This window comes from Paenibacillus thiaminolyticus (assembly GCF_007066085.1).
Taxonomy (GTDB): Bacteria; Bacillota; Bacilli; order Paenibacillales; family Paenibacillaceae; genus Paenibacillus_B; species Paenibacillus_B thiaminolyticus.
Map to the genome: position 1 here is coordinate 4849419 of NZ_CP041405.1, position 19106 is coordinate 4868524.

The window sequence follows — 19106 nt, forward strand, 5'->3', positions numbered from 1 at the left end:
GGAGAGGAGGTGCTCCCATGACGATTCAGCATCAACACAGATCGGGACCGGCCTATCTCGAAGGAGTTACCGTACCGGTGAACCCGGAAGCATGGAGGGAGGAGGAATGGACGGGCAAGCTTCAGACTCCGGAAGGCCATACGAGATTTTATTTGTTCTACTATGGGGAACTAATGGATGAGCTGATTGCGGCAACCGAGTTCGCACCTCAGCTGATCGTCGCCGAAGATGCCGTAACCGGCCAACGGTACGTCCTGTTCGACGGCTGCAAGCACGGGTATGACGCAATGCTGTGCGACATGTATTCGGACGAGCAGCGGAATGGCCGAACGCCGCTCCTCCCGTATATCGATCCCGATGGGGAGGATACGTTCGAGATTCGCATCACCGTCTTTTATAATGTAGATTGGAACGAGGAATTTTCGGAAGATGTGAATGAGGAAGGGCAACTGGAGCTGATCAGCGGAGAACTGTGCAGCTTCGCGGAAGCGAAGCGCAACGGATTCGATGCGCTTAGCATCTCTGTCGTGAACACCTCGGGACTGGAGACGGAGGCCGCTCAGGAAGAACTGGCTTGACGAACGCGTTGTGAACGCCTGCGGGGCCGGAGACAGCCGCCTGAAGCGTCCGCCTATGAGCCGCAGCATAGCGAGTGCCGTATGTAAGCTGCCTGCACGACAAGCAACGCCCCATCGAGCACAGGCAACCCTGTGTTCGACGGGGCGTTTGCGATCATATACAGAATTTGACTCTCCCGTCGAAAATCCATTCCTCCGGGGCGGACGGGCGCTCGAACAAGCGCTCCGTGCCTTGTTCCTCAGCATAGTGCCGCTCTTCCTCCGTAATCGGAATCATCCAGAGCAGATTGACCGGATCGCCGCCGATCTTCGGCAGAGCGATAGCCGGCGCATACGGCGGCTGGGCAAGGGCCACCGCGGTGAAGCGCTCGTGACTGAGGGCGATCTCGCTGCACGGAATCGTATGGCCCTTGGCGACGAACGTAAGATAAGTCCAGGGCAGATTGGCCTGCCCGCTTATGTACTGCAGCATCGGCTTCCCATGCTCGGCCAGCCAACGCGAATCGCAGGCGAAGGCGAACTCGAACCTCCGCAGCAGCTCCGGCGTCTCCGTATATTGCTCTACCTTCGGCTGCGGCAGAATGGATACCCCCAGCGTCACCACATACGTGATATCGCCTCGTTCGACCGTCACCATGGCCCGCGGAGGCCAATGGCCGCCGTCTATGGCATAGTAGTTGGCCACGGGACCAAGTCCGGATTCAATAGCCTCTAGATACTGCTGCTGTATCCCTTCCCATGAATGCTCGTCCCAGCTCTGCCAGAACTGATTGGCGAGCTCGATGCGCCGGAACAATGCGTTGGAATCCGGCGTTCCCAGCGGGAAGCACAGGTCCGACTCCTTGATGCAGTCCCTCGCATAGCCGGGATAACTGTGTTCGTCGGTGGACGAACCGGCCCATCCGGGGATGACGCTCACGATCTCATCCCGATAGAGCAGGGCGGCGGCATCGCCTTCCTCGAACCAGACGACAGCCAATTGCTCGGGAGCGAGCCGCTCCGCCCCTTCGGGATGGGCGCAGCAGTCTCTCGGCAGCATCGGAGCCCGGCCATGGCCCATCGTTTCCACGTCGAGCGCCTCCGGCGCTGGCCCGTAGTTCCTGACCCAGCAAGCGCGAACGCTCGCGTATTCCTCGCCCGGGCAGTTCCATAAATAAAAATAAACGCAATCCTCATATTCCTCCACAAACGCTTGAATCGGGCAGATGGGCGAGAACTCTTCCAAAATGATATTTTTCATGTCTTCACCTCACAACGCGTATGCAATCCATTTGTTGCCGCCAAGTGGATATGGAGATAGGATAGCATCCGGCCGGCGAGGATACAATCAAGCTCGATATTATTTTATAGCTCTCCTTTTGGCAGCCCCTTTCCTTTGGAGTTCATAAGATTTGCATGGTCACATTTCTTCCATAATTTGATTGACTAGAGTGGATACTTATGGTAATTTAATTAATGATAATGATTATCATTATCATTAATAGCGCAGGAAGGCAACCACCATCCTATGCTTCATGCTTATCTTATATTAGCAAAAAGGAGGTTCCCCGTGGTTTCAAAAAAAGAGCTGCCGATAGACAGAAGCTTGCGGTCGCCTGACCGGAGCCGGAAAACCAACCTGAATGGGATCAAAGAATTTATGGATCAGCATTATGACGAATCGCTGTCGATCGGGCAACTGGCGCGGATGGCCAATATCAGCCCCAAATATTTTGTCGATCTCTTCAAGAAAACCTATGGCCTAAGCGCTATGGATTACTTGACGGCCGTGCGTATGAACCACGCGAAGCGATATTTGGCGGAATCCGGAGAGCGTCTGCGCGATATTGCTCTGAAGGTTGGGTATAAGGACGAATTCTACTTTAGCCGCAAATTCAAGAAAGAAATCGGTGTGTCTCCGTCCGACTTCGCGAAGAACGCGAGACGGCATATCGCCGCCTGCTCCTCTGCGTTGATAGGGCAATTGCTTGCGCTGGATGTCATGCCGGTGGCGGCGCCGCTCGATCCGAAGTGGACGCCTCATTATTACCACGCTTTGCGGACGGAGATTCGATTCCATCTGATGCTTACCGCTCCTTATGCCTATCGCCCGTTCGAAGTGAATCTGAACCGGCTGGTGCAGGCTCGTCCCGATGCGATTATTGGCACCGATGATCTCACATCCCTGGAGGAGACGAAAGTGAAGGAGATTGCTCCCTCTCTCATAGTGTCGGCGCAAGACGGGTGGCGGGATCAACTGCAGAAGATTGGCCATTTTTTAAATAGAGAAGATAAAGCGGCGCAATGGATAGGCCGTTATGAACAGAGGGTTCAGTCCGCCCGGAAGCAGATTGGCGAAGTGTTGGGACAGGACAAGATACTCGCTCTGCGCATCTATGGACACCGCATCCATATCTATGGGAACCGCGGGCTAGAGGAGGTGCTCTATCACGACCTCAAGTTGGAATCCGCATGCCAGAACGAAGCGTCCAGCGGTCCGCCGTTGACAATAGAGCGATTGGCGGAGATTGCCCCCGACCGAATTCTGGTCTTGATATGTCCCGAAGCGTCGTCCCGCGCCTTCTGGCTGGCGCTGCAGCACTCAGCCGAATGGCGGAAGCTGACAGCGGTAAAGAACCGGTATGTCTATCCCATTACCTCCGATCCGTGGTGCGAATATTCCGCCGTCGCTATTACGCGTATGCTTGATGAAGCCTTGCTGCTGTTTACCGGAAATTGTCCAAATGGTTTTCTGGATAATGGCTATGGTGAATCCTTCGCCACCTGATCTATACTCAGTTCGAATGAGAATCATTATCACTTAGGGGGAGATATACCGTGTCAAAATCTCAAATTCATGCCAAGTCCAGCTTCATGGCCCGCATGTCGGGATTGCTGTGCTGCGTGCTTCTGGGAAGCGTGCTGACGGCCTGCTCGATGGCAGAGAGCGAAGCCGCGCCGACCGGCCAACCAAGCTCTGTAACCGCCTCGGAAGTGTCTGCCGCAGCGGCGGACAGCGGCGCGAAGCCTTCCGGCGGCGAGCGGACGGTAACGGACGAGCTTGGCCATGAAATCAGAATTCCCGCCGAGCCCAAGAACATTTTCGCTCCCAACATGGAAGATTCCTTGCTCAAGCTGGGCGTCAAGCCGATAGCGCAATGGTCCAACGGGAACATGGGGCATGATTACCTGCAAGAGGAATTGAAGGACGTGCCGAAGCTTGATCTCTCGGGAGGACTGCCATCGCCGGAGACGTTAATGGCTTACAATCCTGACTTGATTATTTTGCATACGGACACCTATGCCCAGAACGGGAACTATGAAAGCTACTCCAAGATTGCGCCAACCTATGTATTCAAAAATGCTTCCGGAAATATTGAGAAATCCCTCACTGCCATTGGAGATCTGCTTGGCAAAACCGAGGAGGCCAATAAGGCGCTGGAGGCTTATCAGCAAAAAGTGAAGGAAGGCCGGGAAAAGCTGAAGGAAGCGGTCGGAGACAAAAAGGTGGCGATTATCCGCTTTGCCCATAAAGGCGTCAGCCTGATGGGCGGCCAATACTTGTGCGGTTATGTCGTGCACCGCGATCTGGAGCTCGGGATATCCAATCTGGTAGGGAATGAGAATAGCGCCAGCATATCTATGGAGATTCTCCCGGAATTGGACGCGGACTATATTTTTGTTCTCAATGCCTATAACCAGGGGACGGAGCGCATGACAGAAATGATGGAAAGTCCAATCTGGAAGAGCATGCCTGCCGTCAAGGAGGGCCATGTATACGAAGTCAGCAATAAATATTGGCTTGGCAGCGGGCTCATCGCTTACGAAAAAATTGTAGACGACACGGTTCGGCTGCTGACGGAATGAGCGGGGGGATAACATGACACGGAACATCATTACGCTTGATCAGCTTGCGCGCCGCCAGGTCGGCATTCCCCGCGCGGAGCAGTGGACGCTGCGCTCGCGGGCCGAGAACCGCACCTACCGGATTATTGTGGCGCAGCCGGAGGGGGAGCCCCCTGCTTCGGGATATCCGGTGATCTATTTGCTGGACGGCAACTCGGTATTCGGAACGATGGTCGAGGCGGTGCGCCTGCAGAGCCGCCGTCCTGACAAGACGGGAGTGGCTCCGGCAATCATTGTAGGAATTGGCTATGAGACGGAGGCTTCCTATGCGCCGAATCGCTTTTACGATTACACGCCGGTTCCGAATACGGAGTACAGGCGCAGATCCGATGGAGCAGAGCTGCCTGAACAAGGCGGGGCAGTTGCGTTCCTCCAATTCATCGAGGAGGAGCTGAAGCCGCAGATCGCAAGCGAGTTCCGGATTGACCGGAACAGGCAGACGATATTCGGGCACTCTCTCGGCGGTCTGTTCGTGCTGTATGCGTTATTAACGAAGCCGGATGCGTTCCGGCACTATATTGCAGGCAGTCCGTCCATCCATTGGAGCAAGGAATATTTGCTGGAGCAGGAGGAGACATTCACGGCCCGTGTGCGGGAGGAGCCCGTCAACGTCCGGCTGCTGCTCGGAGTCGGGGAGCAGGAGAAAAGCCATGTCGCCCGCAATTGCGACAGCGCCAGGGAGCTCGCAGAGCGACTGTCTTCTCTCTCCGACTGGGGAGTGAGCGCCGTATATCAAGAATTTGAAGATGAAGGGCATGTCTCGGTGCTGCCGATTCTGATCAGCCGGGCATTGCGGTTTGCCCTGCATCCGGAACAACAATGAGGGGTTGACTAAGGTGGAGTATCCAGGAATCAAGGGAAAAGTCGCATTGGTTACCGGCGCTGCCCAAGGCATCGGGGAAGCGGTGGCGCGGTCGCTTGCCGGACTCGGGGCGATCGTCGCGGCCGTCGATCAGAACGCCGCGGGCGTCGAGAAGCTCGCAGCCGAACTGCGCGGCGCGGGGAATTACCGTGCCGCAGCATACCCGGCAGACGTGGGAGACCGGGCGGCCGTGGAAGAAGCGGTGGAGCGAATCGAACAGGAGCTGGGTCCGATTGAGATTGTCGTCAATGTGGCGGGGCTGCTGCGGGCAGGGCCCATCGAGTCGCTTACCGATGAAGATTGGCAGGAGACCTTCAGGGTCAACGTCAACGGCGTATTTTATGTGTCCCGCGCTGCCGTCAGGCACATGGCGCTCCGCGGTTCCGGAGCCATTGTGACCGTAGGGTCGAACGCGGCCGGGGTGCCGCGGATGCATATGTCAGCCTATGCGGCTTCGAAGGCGGCCGCAGCCATGTTCACCAAATGTCTCGGGCTGGAGTACGCCCGGAACCATATCCGCTGCAATATCGTAGCGCCCGGATCCACGGACACGGACATGCAGCGGGCGTTATGGAGCGGCAATGACGGCGCGGCGGCCGTCATTAGCGGCTCGCCGGAGGCGTTCCGCTTGGGTATCCCGCTTCGCAAGCTGGCCATGCCCTCAGATATTGCCGATGCGGTGATCTTCCTCGTATCCGACCGGGCGCGGCATATTACGATGCATGAATTATGCGTCGACGGCGGTGCGACCTTGGGGTGCTGAGATAGATGGAAGGGAGACGGTTGAAATGCTGAAATATGACGATGCGGCTCTTGCGGCTTCTGCCGCAGAGCTGCTGGAGCAATACCGGACGGGAACGTCCTTCTTTTTTTCTTCGCCCGAACGGACTGTGCTGGCGCGGGGAGAATGGGCGCGGGTGCCCGTACAAGAGGGGCTGGACGGGTGCCATCGCCTGCCCGAGCGCGTGGCGGCTCTTCTCGCCGTGGCGAGACAGGCGGGCCATGCCATACCGCTCGTTGCAGGCGCAATTCCATTCGCTCCTGCGAAGCCCGCGCAGCTCATCGTCCCGAACGATGTGCAATGGGCAGGACCGTTGCGCTTCGATACCGGCCTGCTGCGGGAACAGCCCGTGGCATCGGCATGGGAGATCCAGCCGATTCCGGAGCCGGACAGATTTATGGATGGCGTGAACGAAGCGCTGGCCCGTCTTGGCGAAGGCGCGCTTCAGAAGGTGGTGCTGTCGAGAACGCTGCGCATGACGGCGCCGGAAATTGTCGATGTCCATCAACTGTTGCGCAATTTGGCTGGTCATAATACCCATGGTTATACGTTTGCGGTCGATTTGGCGGCGGGAGATGACAGCGCGGCGGAAGCACACACGGGGCGCACCGGTCCCCGCACGCTGATAGGGGCCAGCCCGGAGCTGCTCGTCACGAAGACAGGGGGGCGGGTGACGGCCAATCCGTTGGCAGGCTCCGCGGCCCGCAGCGATGATCCCGATGAGGACAAGCGCAGGGCGGCTGCGCTGCTCGCCTCCGGCAAGGACAGGCATGAGCATGAAGTCGTGATCGATGCGGTCGTCGCCGCGTTGCGTCCCTATTGCCGGGCCTTGCATGTTCCCGCCGGGCCGTCGCTCGTGCAGACGAAGACGATGTGGCATCTCTCCACCAACATAACCGGGGAGCTTGCCGATCCTGCGGTTTCATCGCTGGAGTTGGCCATGGCGCTTCATCCGACGCCTGCGATTTGCGGAACACCCACGGATCTCGCTCGCGCCGTGATTAAGGACATCGAGCCCTTCGAGCGGGATTACTATACAGGCGCAGTCGGTTGGTGCGACGTGAATGGAGACGGGGAGTGGGCTGTCACGATCAGGTGCGCGGAGGCGGAAGGACGGACGCTGCGCCTGTTCGCCGGAGCGGGAATCGTCGCCGGCTCGAACGCGGCCTCGGAGCTTGAGGAGACATCGGCCAAGTTCCGCACGCTGCTGCTTGCCATGGGAGTGGATCAAGAACAATGTTCAACGGTGAAGGAGAGATGAGCATGGTGCTGCCGGGATGCCCTGCATGGCCGGAAGAATGGGCCGAACACTACCGCGAGCTGGGATGCTGGCGCGGAGAGACGTTCGGCGGAATGCTGCGTCAGCGCGCCGCGGCTCACGGGGATCGCGTTGCTATCGTCAGCGGCGATCGGCGGATAAGCTATGCGGAGCTTGATGCCAGCGTGGACCGCCTCGCTGCCGGATTCCGCAACTTGGGGATTCGGCCGCGTGATCGGGTTATCGTTCAGCTGCCGAATATTCCGCAATTTTTTGAAGTTATTTTTGCGCTGTTCCGGTTGGGGGCCCTGCCCGTCTTCTCGCTGCCGGCGCACCGCAAGAGCGAGATCGTCTATTTATGCGAATTCACCGAAGCCGCGGCTTATATTATCCCTGATACCGACATGGGATTTGATTACCGGAAGCTTGCCGATCAGGCGCGGGAGGCGGCTCCAGGCTTGCGCCACGTGATTGTGGCGGGGAATCCGGGGAAGTACGCGGCGCTGGACGAGCTGTATGCCGAGCCTGCGGACGACATCGAGGGGCCGCGGCCCGAGGATGCTGCCTTTTTCCAGCTTTCCGGCGGGACGACCGGGCTTCCTAAGCTGATTCCCCGCACGCATGATGATTACATCTACAGTCTGCGGGTGAGCGCCGAGATCTGCGCTCTGGATGGGAACAGCGTCTATTTGGCGGTGCTTCCCGTCGCTCATAACTACCCGCTCAGCTCGCCGGGAACGCTGGGAACGCTCTATGCCGGCGGCAAGGTTGTGCTGGCGCCTGGAGCCAGCCCTGACATCGCGTTCCCCCTTATCGCGAAGGAATGCGTCACAATTACAGCCGTCGTGCCGCCGCTGGCCTTGATCTGGCTCGATGCGGCGGGATCCCGCCGTGATGACCTGTCTTCTCTTCAGGTCTTGCAGGTAGGCGGAGCCAAGTTCAGCGCGGAGGCGGCCAAGCGGGTACGCGATGCGATGGGGTGCACGCTGCAGCAGGTCTATGGAATGGCGGAAGGGCTGGTGAATTACACGAGGCTGGATGATCCGGAAGACATTGTCGTGAACACGCAAGGACGGCCGATGTCGCCATATGATGAAATCCGGCTGGTCGATGACGATGACTGCGATGTCGGGCCGGGGGATACGGGGCATCTGCTGACGCGCGGGCCTTATACCATCCGCGGCTATTACAAGGCCGAGAAGCATAACGCCAGGGCGTTCACGACCGACGGATTTTACCGTACGGGCGACTTGGCCCGATTGACCTCATCCGGTTATCTGGTCATTGAAGGCCGGGCGAAGGACCAAATTAATCGCGGCGGAGACAAGGTGGCGGCCGAAGAAGTAGAGAATCACCTTCTGGCCCATCCCGGCGTGCACGATGCGGCGGTGGTGGCGATGCCGGACGAGTTCCTCGGGGAGCGCACATGCGCCTTCGTTATTCCTTATCCGTCCTCGCCGCTGACGGCTGCTGAACTGAAAGCCTTCCTCAGGGAGCGAGGGTTAGCAGCTTACAAAATCCCCGATCGGGTGGAGCTCACGGATTCGTTCCCGAAGACGGGGGTTGGCAAGGTAAGCAAAAAGGCGCTGCGCGAGCTTATTGCCAGTAAGCAGCACGCGCTCGCCGATCTGTGAAAATAACGATGAAAAGAGGGGATATTATGGCTCTTCCTTCCATATTGCCTTATCCGATGCCTGCGGAGTCTGAACTGCCGGCCAACAAGGTGGCCTGGACGCCCGATCCGAAGCGGGCCGTTCTTCTGATTCACGATATGCAGCAATACTTCGTCGACGCTTTCAACGCAGATGAATCGCCTGTCCCGGAATTAGTAGAGAACATCCGGGAGCTTCGCGCGCAATGCGCCGCGCTCGGCATCCCTGTCGTGTACTCGGCCCAGCCCGGCGGACAGAGCCCCGAACGGCGCGGATTGCTATGCGATTTCTGGGGACCGGGCATGAATGACGGGCCAGATCAGAAAAAAATCGTGGAACCGCTGGCTCCCGGCGAGCAGGATATCGTGGTGACGAAATGGCGGTACAGCGCGTTTCAAAAAACAGAGCTGCTCGATATCCTGCGCCAGCAGGGCCGGGATCAATTGATTGTGTGCGGCATTTATGCACATATTGGATGTCTCATGACCGCATGCGAAGCATTCATGCAGGATGTGCAGCCTTTCTTCGTCGCCGACGCTGTCGCGGATTTCTCGGCAGACAAGCATCGGATGGCTCTCGCTTACGCCGCCGAACGCTGCGCGGTCACGATTACGACCCGGCATCTCGTCGAGGATCTGGCCCGGTTGGGGGATTCGGCGTCTATTTCTGAATCCGCTCCGGCGTCTGAGCCGAGCCTTCAGGCCCCGCCCGAAGGAGAGCCCTTGCCATTGACGCGGCAAGCGGTGCGCGTTGAAGTGGCAGGACTGCTGCAGGAGCATCCGTCCCGGATTGCGGATGATGACAACCTGATTCATATTTGGGGACTGGATTCGATCCGGATTATGAGTCTGATCGAACGTTGGCGCCGCGGCGGAACCGAGGTAAGCTTCTCGGAGCTGGCCGAACGCCCTACATTGGCCGACTGGTGGCAGCTTATATCTTCCCGGATGAGCCGCTCTTTGCCGAACGGCGATTATTTTACTGTATAGAAGGAGGCGATGCTCATGCATGATCTTGATGGTGGCCGCTGGCCTTTGTCAGGGGCGCAGTCGGGCATTTGGTTCGCGCAGCAGCTTGATCCGGACAACCCGATATTCAATACCGGAGAATACATTGACATCCGCGGACCTGTTGACCCGGATCGCTTCGAGACGGCGGTACGCCAGGCCGTAATGGAGGCGGAAGCGCTGCACGCGCGCTTTGAGGAGGATCAGGACGGTCCTTGGCAGACGATCGTCCCGTCATCCGATTGGACGATGCATAGGATCGATGTCAGCAGCGAGGAGGATCCGCATGCAGCGGCAGAAGCCTTGATGAAGCACGATCTGGCTCAGCCTGTTGACCTGCGCCGCGGTCCGCTGTTTACCGAAGCGTTATTCAAGCTTGCGCCCGATCGGTTCTATTGGTACCAACGCATTCATCATATTGTCATCGATGGTTACGGCTTCTCGCTATTGACGCGAAGGGCGGCGCAAATTTATACGGCGCTCGCTCATGATTTGCCGTTCAGTGAAGGGGCATTCGGTTCGTGGCGCTCGGTCCTGAAGGAAGATGCGGCTTATCGCGCATCGGAACGGCTGGAGCGGGATCGGCAATTTTGGCTGGCCCGCTTCCCCGATCATCCGGAAGCGGCCAGTCTGGGCGATCGGACTCAGCGCACGTCGCGAAGCTTCCTACGCCAGTCCATGGAGCTGCCGTCAAGCGTCATGGACGCTTGGCAGGCGGCCGCAAGCGGAATGGGGACAAGCTGGCCCGACGCCGTGTTGGCCGCCGCTGCGCTCTATGTGCATCGGCTCGCCGGCACGGACGACGTCATACTCGGCGTGCCGATGATGTGCCGCCTCGGTTCCGCGGCGCTGCGCGTTCCCGGCATGGTAATGAATCTGCTGCCGCTGCGTGCCGCCGTCCGGCCGGATATGAGCGTGAGCGAGCTTGTGGGGCAGATCTCCGGGAATATGCGCGAGATCCGAAGGCATCAGGACTATCGGCATCAGGATCTGCGGCGCGACCTGAAATTAGTGGGGGACAACCGGAGGCTGTTCGGACCTCTCATCAATATCATGCCGTTTATCGAGGAACTGAACTTTGCCGGATACCGCGGCAGCATACGCAATCTGGCGGCCGGTCCTGTCGATGATCTGACGATTCATGTCTCCTGCGGCTCCAGCGGGAGCGGGCCGCGCATCGACTTCGATGCCAACCCCGCAATCTACGATGCAGGTGAGCTGAGCGCGCATCTGCGCCGCTTCCTGCATGTGCTGGACAAGCTGGCTGCGTCCGATCCCGGCCAACCGATCGGCCGCCTGGATCTGCTGCTGCCTGAAGAACGTCTTCAGGTGGTGGATGCATGGAATGACACCGCCCACAGGCTGGCGCAATGGAGCGTGCCGGCATTGTTCGAGGAGCAGGCAGCGAGCACGCCCGATGCCGTGGCGGCGATCTTCGAAGATACATCGCTCCGTTATGCGGACTTGAACGCGCGCGCCAACCGGCTGGCGCATCTGCTGATTGCGCATGGCGCCGGCCCGGATCGGATCGTGGCTCTGGCCCTCCCGCGTTCGCTCGAGATGGTCATCGCCATCCTGGCGGTGCATAAGGCGGGAGCGGCTTATTTACCGATCGATCCGGATTATCCGCCCGCCCGGATTGCCTATATGCTGAATGATGCCGCTCCGATGTGCCTCGTTACGGTCCAGGAGGCAGACTCCAGGCTGTCTGGTTCCGGCCCAATGCCGAAGATCTTGATGGATGAACCTGCGACCAGGGACCGCCTGGAACGGCAAGCCGAACACAATCCGAATGACGCCGACCGGATATGCCGCTTGTCGCCGCTTCATCCGTCTTATGTCATTTACACCTCCGGATCGACGGGCAGACCGAAGGGCGTCTTACTTACCTTCGAAGGACTGGCCAACCTGCTGTTATGCATGCGTGGGCGGTTCGCGCTGGATGACCGGGATCGGCTGCTGTCCGTGACGACGATCTCCTTCGATATTTCCGTCATGGAGGTGCTGCTGCCGCTCACGACGGGCGCCAGCATCGATATCGCTCCGAAGGATACGATTCTGGATCCGCAAGCGCTGGCCCGGATAATCAAAGAAACGGGGGCCACGATTATGCAGGCGACCCCGACGCTATGGCAGGCGCTTGCCGCCAGCCATCCCGGCAGCTTCGACGGGCTGACGGTGATAACCGGGGGCGAGGCCTTGCCGATCGGGCTCAAGCTTGCTCTGCAAGATCTGGATTGCGAGGTGAATAACCAATACGGCCCAACGGAGACGACCATTTATTCGACCGCTGCCTTGCTGGGTCCGGAGCGCACGGGTAAGCCGTCTATTGGGGGGCCGATTTGGAATACGAGGCTGTACGTGCTCGATGCGGCGCTGCAGCCGGTTCCGCCGGGGGTCGCGGGGGAGCTGTACATTGCGGGCGCCGGGTTGGCGCGCGGCTATCTGGGCCGGCCGGAGCTGACGGCGGAGCGGTTCGTGGCGGATCCGTTCGGGCCTCCGGGCACCCGGATGTATCGCACGGGCGATCTCGTGACATGGCTGGCTGACGGCTCCATTGATTATTTGGGGCGTGCTGATCATCAGATTAAGCTGCGCGGCTTCCGCATCGAGACAGGCGAGATTGAGGATCTTCTCGTCCGGCATGCCGACGTCGCGCAAGCTGCGGTGATCGTCCGGGAGGATCGGCCGGGGGAGCGGCGCTTGGCCGCTTATGTCGTTCCGGCCTCGCCTTCCGGGATCGATCCGGACGCTTTGCGCCGCTACGCTGCCGGCCAGCTGCCTGACTATATGGTTCCCGCGGCGATCGTCATGCTGGATGCCATGCCTCTGACGCCGAACAAGAAGATTGACCGCAAGGCGCTGCCTATGCCCGATTCTGGACAAGCAGCTGCAGGGCGCGGACCCCGCACCCCGCAGGAGGAGATGCTCTGCGCACTGTTCGCCGAGGCGCTCGGACTGCCCCGCGTCGGCATCGATGATGACTTCTTTGCGCTGGGCGGCCATTCCTTGCTTGCCGGGAGAGTCATCCTCCGCATACGCGAGTCGTTGGGCGCCGACCTAAGCATTGGCAGCCTTTTTGAAGAGCCTACGGTGGCGGGGCTTGTCCGGCGGCTGGACGATTCGCGGGAAGCCCGGCCGGCTATGCGTCGAGCCAAGCGGGAGGACGATATTCCGCTGTCCTTCGCCCAACGGCGGTTATGGTTCTTGTATCGTCTGGAGGGACCGGCTCCGACTTATAATATTCCGCTGGTCGCCCGCCTGTCCGGTGAGCTGGACATTCGTGCACTGGAGGCGGCTCTCGGCGATGTGGCGGACCGGCATGAGACGCTGCGTACCGTGTTCCCCAATGATGCATCCGGCGCCTCGCGCCAGCTGATTCTGGATGCCGGCGAGGCACGCCCTCGGCTGATCTTGACCAAGACCAGCGAGGCGGAGCTGCCTGAACGGCTGAAGGAAGCCGTCCGCTACCGCTTCCGGCTAGCGGACGAGCCTTCGCTTCGGGCCGAATTGTTCGAGCTTGGGCCGAATGAATACGTGCTCCTGCTGCTCCTGCACCATATCGCCGGGGACGGATGGTCGCTGTCTCCGTTGACGCGCGATCTGTCTGCCGCCTATGCGGCACGCAGCCGTGGCGAGCATCCGGCATGGCCGCCTCTTCCGGTTCAATATGCGGACTACGCAATCTGGCAGGAGCGCCTGCTGGGAAGCGGCGGAGATGCTGACAGCCTGATGGCCCGCCAGCTTGAGTTCTGGACGCGAACGCTCACAGGGTTGCCGGAGGAGTTGGACTTGCCGGCCGATTACCCGCGTCCGGCAGCGGCCAGCCATCAAGGCGGCACCATCCGTTTCCATATTAACAAGGAGCTCCACGGCCAGCTCTTGGATCTGGCCCGAGCTGGCAAGGCGAGCCTGTTCATGGTGCTGCAGGCCGCGCTGGCCGTGCTTCTGACGCGGCTGGGCGCGGGCACCGATATTCCGATCGGCAGCCCGATAACCGGCCGGAACGACGATGCGCTTGACGGTCTAGTCGGCTTGTTCATCAACACGCTGGTGCTTCGAACCGATACGTCAGGGGACCCCAGCTTCCGCGAATTGCTTGCCAGGGTCCGCGAGGTGAATCTGAACGCGTATGCGCATCAGGATGTGCCGTTCGAGCGTCTCGTCGAAGCGGTGAACCCCGTTCGCTCCCGTTCTCGGCATCCGCTCTTTCAGATTATGCTGGTGCTGCAAAATACGCCGGCTCCCGCGCTCGATTTGCCGGGCGTTGCAGCCAGCCTTCAATTGGAAAGCGCGGACACGGCGAAGTTCGACCTGACCGTGGAGCTTCAGGAACGCCGCGATGCGAATGGCGGACCAGACGGATTGGACGGCATGGTGGAATACAGCGCCGATTTGTTCAAGCGCAGCACGGCCGATGCGCTGGCGGCCCGCTATGTGCGCGTGCTGGAGTCGGCCGCTGCCGCACCGGACAAGCCGATGGGCCAGCTTGATATTTTGATGCCGGAAGAGCGGCGGCGCATCCTGACGGAATGGAGCGCTCCCGAAGCTGCAGCGCAGCCGCCGGTCACCATTCCGGAGCTGTTCGAGGCCCAGGCCATTCGTTCGCCGGAGGCGGCAGCCGTCGTTCATGAAGGCAGCGCACTGAGCTATGAGGAGTTGAACCTGCGGGCGAACCGGCTCGCGCATCTGCTCATGGCGGAGGGGGTAGGTCCCGAGCAGCTCGTGGCATTGGCCCTGCCTCGGTCTATCGAGATGGTTGTCGGCGTATTGGCCGTGCTCAAGGCGGGTGCCGCCTACCTGCCGCTCGATCCGGATTATCCCGCCGAGCGGATCGCTTATATGCTGGAGGATGGAGCACCGTTGTGTATGGTGACGAACGCTCAAGTATCCTCCAGGCTGCCGGAGGCCGGAGGCCTGCCGCGGATCGTGCTGGATGAGGCCGCTGTCCATGAGCGGCTGCGGGAGCAATCCTCTGCCAACCCAAGCGCTCAGGAACGCAACGGGCTCCTGTCTCCGCTCAGTCCGGCCTATATCATCTATACGTCGGGGTCTACGGGCAAGCCCAAAGGTGTCGTTATCCCGCACCAAAATGTCGTGCGCTTGTTCGCGTCCACCCGGCACTGGTTCCGCTTTGGAGCGGAGGATGTATGGACCTTGTTTCATTCGTACGCATTCGATTTTTCGGTATGGGAGATCTGGGGTGCGCTCCTGCATGGAGGCCGTCTCGTCGTCGTGCCTCATACGGTAAGCCGATCGCCGGACGAATTCCTGCGCTTGCTCGCGCAAGAGGGCGTGACCGTCCTGAATCAGACGCCGTCCGCCTTCTATCAGTTGATGCAAGCCGAGCGGGAACAACCCGGGTTAGGGCAGACGCTTTCCCTGCGGTATGTTATTTTCGGAGGCGAAGCGTTGGAGCTGGGCCGGCTGGAGGACTGGTATCGCCGCCATCCGGATCATGCTCCGAGATTGATTAACATGTACGGCATTACGGAGACGACTGTCCATGTCAGCTACAATGAGCTGGATCGGGACAGTGCCGCCCCGGGAGCCAGCAGCTTAATCGGCGGGCCGATACCGGATCTGCGAGTGTATGTGCTCGACGGGGCGCTGCAGCCGGCTCCGCCCGGAACGGCGGGGGAAATGTATGTTGCAGGCGCTGGTCTGGCCCGCGGTTACTGGGGCCGTCCGGGATTGACGGCAGAGCGGTTCGTCGCCGATCCGTTCGGCCCGCCGGGCAGCAGAATGTACCGCACCGGGGATGTGGCGAAATGGCTCGCTGACGGCACCCTGGATTATGTGGGCCGCGCCGATCATCAGGTGAAGATTCGGGGCTTCCGCATCGAACCGGGCGAGATCGAAGCCGTGCTAGCCCGTCATCCCGAAGTCGCCCAGGCGGCCGTCGTGGTGCGCGAGGACCGGCCGGGGGACAAGCGGCTGGCCGCTTATGTGGTGTTCGCCGCGGGCGCAAGCCTCGGGCCGTCCGAATTGCGCCGGCATGCCGCCTCCCAGCTGCCCGATTACATGGTGCCGTCCGCGATTATCGGCATCGACGCGCTCCCGCTCACCCCGAACGGCAAGCTGGATCGCCAGGCGCTGCCGGCGCCTGAGCTCGCCCTGGAGTCGGACGGCGGCAATCCGAGAACGCCGCAGGAAGAGGTGCTGTGCGATCTGTTCGCCGAAGTGCTCGGGGTGCGGCGCGTAGGGATCGACGACAGCTTCTTCGAATTGGGCGGTCATTCGCTGCTGGCGGTTCGCCTCATTAGCCGCATCCGCGAGGCGTTGGGCCGGGAGCTTGGCATCGGCAGTCTCTTCGAGGCGCCGACGGTAGCCGGGACTGCGGAGAGGCTCGATATGGACGGAGGTCACAGCGCGCTGCAGGTGCTGCTGCCGCTCCGAACCTATGGCGCGCAGCTGCCGCTGTTCTGCGTGCATCCTGCGGGCGGGCTGAGCTGGTGCTACGCCGGCCTGATGAAGCATCTCGGCATGGACTATCCCATCTACGGCCTCCAGGCCCGGGGCATCGCCCAAGCGGAAGAGCTGCCGAAGACGCTGGAGGAGATGACGTCAGATTATATAGAAGCCGTTCGCTCGATTCAGCCGCACGGTCCTTATCGCCTTCTGGGCTGGTCTCTGGGGGGAAATGTGGCGCATGCGATGGCTGTCCAGCTGCAAGAAGAGGGGGAAGAGGTCTCGTTTTTGGCTATGCTCGACGCTTACCCGAGCCATTACCTCCCGATTCGGGAAGAGCCGGATGAGGAGGAGGCGTTGACCGCGCTGCTTGCCTTGGGCGGCTACGACAAGGACAGCATTGGCGGCGTTCCGCTTACGGTCGCGAACGCGATCGAGATACTTCGAAGCGACAGCAGCGCTTTGGCTACGCTTGACGAAGCAACCATTTTGAATTTGAAAAAAACGTATGAGAACTCGGTCCGCCTTCTCGGAGCCTATACTCCGCGCCGATTCGAGGGGGAGCTTCTGTTCTTCCGCTCGACGATTATACCGGATTGGTTCGATCCGATTGAGCCGGAGATGTGGATTCCTTACATAGGCGGACGGATCGATCGGCATGATATCGCCTGCCGGCATAAGGACCTGTGTCAGCCAGGGCCGCTTGCCGAGATCGGCGCGACGCTTTTGGCCAAGCTGAATTCCGCGAACGGCGCGGCCGCCAGACAAGATGGGAGGGAGCTAATCCATGAGTAATCCTTTTGAGCAAGCGGACGGCGCTTATCTGGTGCTAATTAATGAGGAGGGGCAATATTCGTTGTGGCCTGCCTTCGCCGCGGTGCCGGATGGATGGAGTACGGTCTTGGGGCCGGAGACGCGTCAGGGGTGTCTGGACTATATCACCTTGCATTGGACCGACTTGCGGCCCCGCAGCCTGCGCGATTCTTCGGATCCTGTCCATGGAGCAACGCAATGAAGGCAGGATTGAACCCGAAAACGGCCGTATGCATCGTATACGTGGCGGCCATGTTCACGGTGGCCATGGACGCCACCGTCCTGAACGTTGCGCTGCAGACGATCAGCCAGGAGCTGCAAGTGCCTCCGGCCGCATCGGGAGTGCTCAATGTGGGCTATCTGGTAAGCCTCGCTGTCGTCCTGCCGGCTGCAGGCTGGCTGGGTGATAAGTGGGGGACCAAACGTGTTTTTATGCTCGCGCTCGCCTTGTTCACGGGAGCCTCGGCACTGTGCGGCTTCGCCGGCAGTTTGACGGCGTTGACCGTTTTTCGGGTCGTGCAAGGGATCGGCGGCGGGCTGCTTACTCCGATAGGAATGGCGATGCTGTTCCGCATGTTCCCCCCGCAGGAGCGGGCCAAAATATCTCGGGCACTCATTCTCCCGATCGCGGTTGCACCTGCGGTCGGGCCGATTCTTAGCGGGCTGCTTATTGAGCATCTGTCGTGGCGCTGGATATTTTATGTCCATTTGCCGATCGGGATTCCCGCCTTGCTGTTCGGTATCGTCTTTTTGAAGGAGCATCGGGAGCATGAGGCGGGACGCCTTGATGTTCGGGGCCTCCTCTTGTCGGCGCCTGGTCTGGCTCTGTTGATGTATGCCCTTAGCCAAGGTCCTATGCAGGGCTGGGGTTCTCCCGCGATCTGGACAACGGGGGGAATGGGTCTCATCCTGATAGCGGCCCTTGTCGCCGTCGAGCTGCGGGTGAAGCAGCCGCTGCTTGATCTGCGGTTGTTGGGCGACCGCTTGTTCCGTACCGCAGGTCTCGTCGCCATGTTTTCTGCGGCGGGCTTGCTCGGCATGCTGTACGTGTTCCCGCTAATGTACCAGAATGCGCTGCATGCCTCGGCGCTCGATACCGGCTTGACCACCTTCCCGGAGGCGCTTGGCCTTATGCTTGCTTCTCAGCTTGTGCCGTGGACCTATCCGAGGCTAGGGCCGAAGCGCGTCATGGTTATGGGGCTATTGTGCACGGCAGTCTTCTTCGTGATGCTGAGCACGGTCGGCCCTCATACGAATCCATGGCTGATTCGGAGCCTGCTGTTCGGTGTCGGCGTCTTTTTGGGCCATACGGTCGGCGCCGTTCAGATAGCGGCCTTTAGCAATATTCCGCCTGCATCGATGGGCCGCGCCTCGACCTGGTTCACCGTACAGAACCGGCTGGGGCCGGCCATAGGCTTGGCGATTCTGTCCGGCATTCTTGCATTGGCGGGAACCCACACGATAAATGCCGCTGGAGGCATAGAACCGAATATCATGGCGTACCGTGCCGCTCTGCTCGGGGCCGCAAGCTTTCTGCTCATGGGCCTGTGCTGTGCGTTGTGGATTCGCGACAGCGATGCGGCCGCCACCGTTGCGAAGCAACCCCCGGTGAAGCCGGATGGGGAAAAATCGGTTCAAGCGTGAAATGAAGCAAGCGATGAAGCGGCAGGGGTAACAGACCTTGGTTCAGTACGCTGAACTGAGGTCTTTTTTCGTTGTCTGGGTTGGTCCCCTTCCTTATGCACATGGAATTACCGAACCGCGAAGCGGACTGAAATTATTTTTTTCACGCCACCTGGTTGTACTTATCCCTTCCGGATCTCCTCTATATATGAAAGAACACATATCGCGCAGGGCAG

12 protein-coding genes are annotated in these 19106 nt (G+C 60.0%); 11 read left to right on the forward strand and 1 reads right to left on the reverse strand.

The features are described from left to right. The first annotated feature begins 17 nt into the window (after positions 1-17). Positions 18-578 (forward strand): hypothetical protein, encoded by a 561-nt coding sequence (locus FLT43_RS21540; RefSeq protein WP_087443143.1) that lies wholly within the window; start codon positions 18-20, stop codon positions 576-578. A 154-nt stretch (positions 579-732) separates the two neighbouring features. Here FLT43_RS21540 and FLT43_RS21545 read toward each other — a convergent pair whose 3' ends face one another. Beyond that, the gene (locus FLT43_RS21545; protein WP_087443144.1) at positions 733-1818 is read right to left on the reverse strand and encodes a suppressor of fused domain protein; all 1086 of its coding nucleotides are present in this window, start codon (positions 1816-1818) and stop codon (positions 733-735) included. Positions 1819-2127: 309 nt separating this feature from the next. On the opposite strand from FLT43_RS21545, the gene FLT43_RS21550 reads away from it, so the two are divergent. From FLT43_RS21550 to FLT43_RS21595, 10 genes are read left to right on the forward strand one after another with little or no spacing between them, the layout of a single operon-like run. Next, positions 2128-3345, forward strand: coding sequence for an ABC transporter substrate-binding protein (locus FLT43_RS21550; RefSeq protein ID WP_087443145.1), 1218 nt, complete (start codon positions 2128-2130; stop codon positions 3343-3345). A 50-nt stretch (positions 3346-3395) separates the two neighbouring features. Then, positions 3396-4424: an ABC transporter substrate-binding protein gene (locus FLT43_RS21555; RefSeq protein ID WP_174818147.1), complete on the forward strand. Its 1029-nt coding sequence runs from the start codon at positions 3396-3398 to the stop codon at positions 4422-4424. A gap of 13 nt (positions 4425-4437) precedes the next feature. Further along, positions 4438-5286 carry an alpha/beta hydrolase gene (locus FLT43_RS21560; RefSeq protein WP_087443146.1) on the forward strand — a complete coding sequence of 283 codons (849 nt, stop codon included), beginning with the start codon at positions 4438-4440 and terminating at the stop codon, positions 5284-5286. A gap of 13 nt (positions 5287-5299) precedes the next feature. Next, on the forward strand, positions 5300-6088 hold the full coding sequence (locus FLT43_RS21565) for a 2,3-dihydro-2,3-dihydroxybenzoate dehydrogenase (protein WP_087443147.1): 789 nt from the start codon (positions 5300-5302) through the stop codon (positions 6086-6088). A 25-nt stretch (positions 6089-6113) separates the two neighbouring features. Continuing rightward, complete coding sequence (gene dhbC, locus FLT43_RS21570) at positions 6114-7367, forward strand: isochorismate synthase DhbC (protein WP_087443148.1); 1254 nt, start codon at positions 6114-6116, stop codon at positions 7365-7367. After that, complete coding sequence (locus FLT43_RS21575; protein WP_279627761.1) at positions 7343-8998, forward strand: (2,3-dihydroxybenzoyl)adenylate synthase; 1656 nt, start codon at positions 7343-7345, stop codon at positions 8996-8998. The genes dhbC and FLT43_RS21575 overlap by 25 nt, the downstream gene beginning before the upstream one ends. Before the next feature lie 26 nt (positions 8999-9024). Then, on the forward strand, positions 9025-10005 hold the full coding sequence (locus FLT43_RS21580) for an isochorismatase (RefSeq protein ID WP_087443149.1): 981 nt from the start codon (positions 9025-9027) through the stop codon (positions 10003-10005). Positions 10006-10020: 15 nt separating this feature from the next. Continuing rightward, positions 10021-17229 (forward strand): amino acid adenylation domain-containing protein, encoded by a 7209-nt coding sequence (locus FLT43_RS21585; RefSeq protein WP_087443150.1) that lies wholly within the window; start codon positions 10021-10023, stop codon positions 17227-17229. Then, on the forward strand, positions 17222-17449 hold the full coding sequence (locus FLT43_RS21590) for an MbtH family protein (protein ID WP_087443151.1): 228 nt from the start codon (positions 17222-17224) through the stop codon (positions 17447-17449). The genes FLT43_RS21585 and FLT43_RS21590 overlap by 8 nt, the downstream gene beginning before the upstream one ends. After that, complete coding sequence (locus tag FLT43_RS21595; protein WP_087443152.1) at positions 17446-18891, forward strand: DHA2 family efflux MFS transporter permease subunit; 1446 nt, start codon at positions 17446-17448, stop codon at positions 18889-18891. Before FLT43_RS21590 ends, FLT43_RS21595 begins: the two co-directional genes overlap by 4 nt. Positions 18892-19106: the final 215 nt, after the last annotated feature.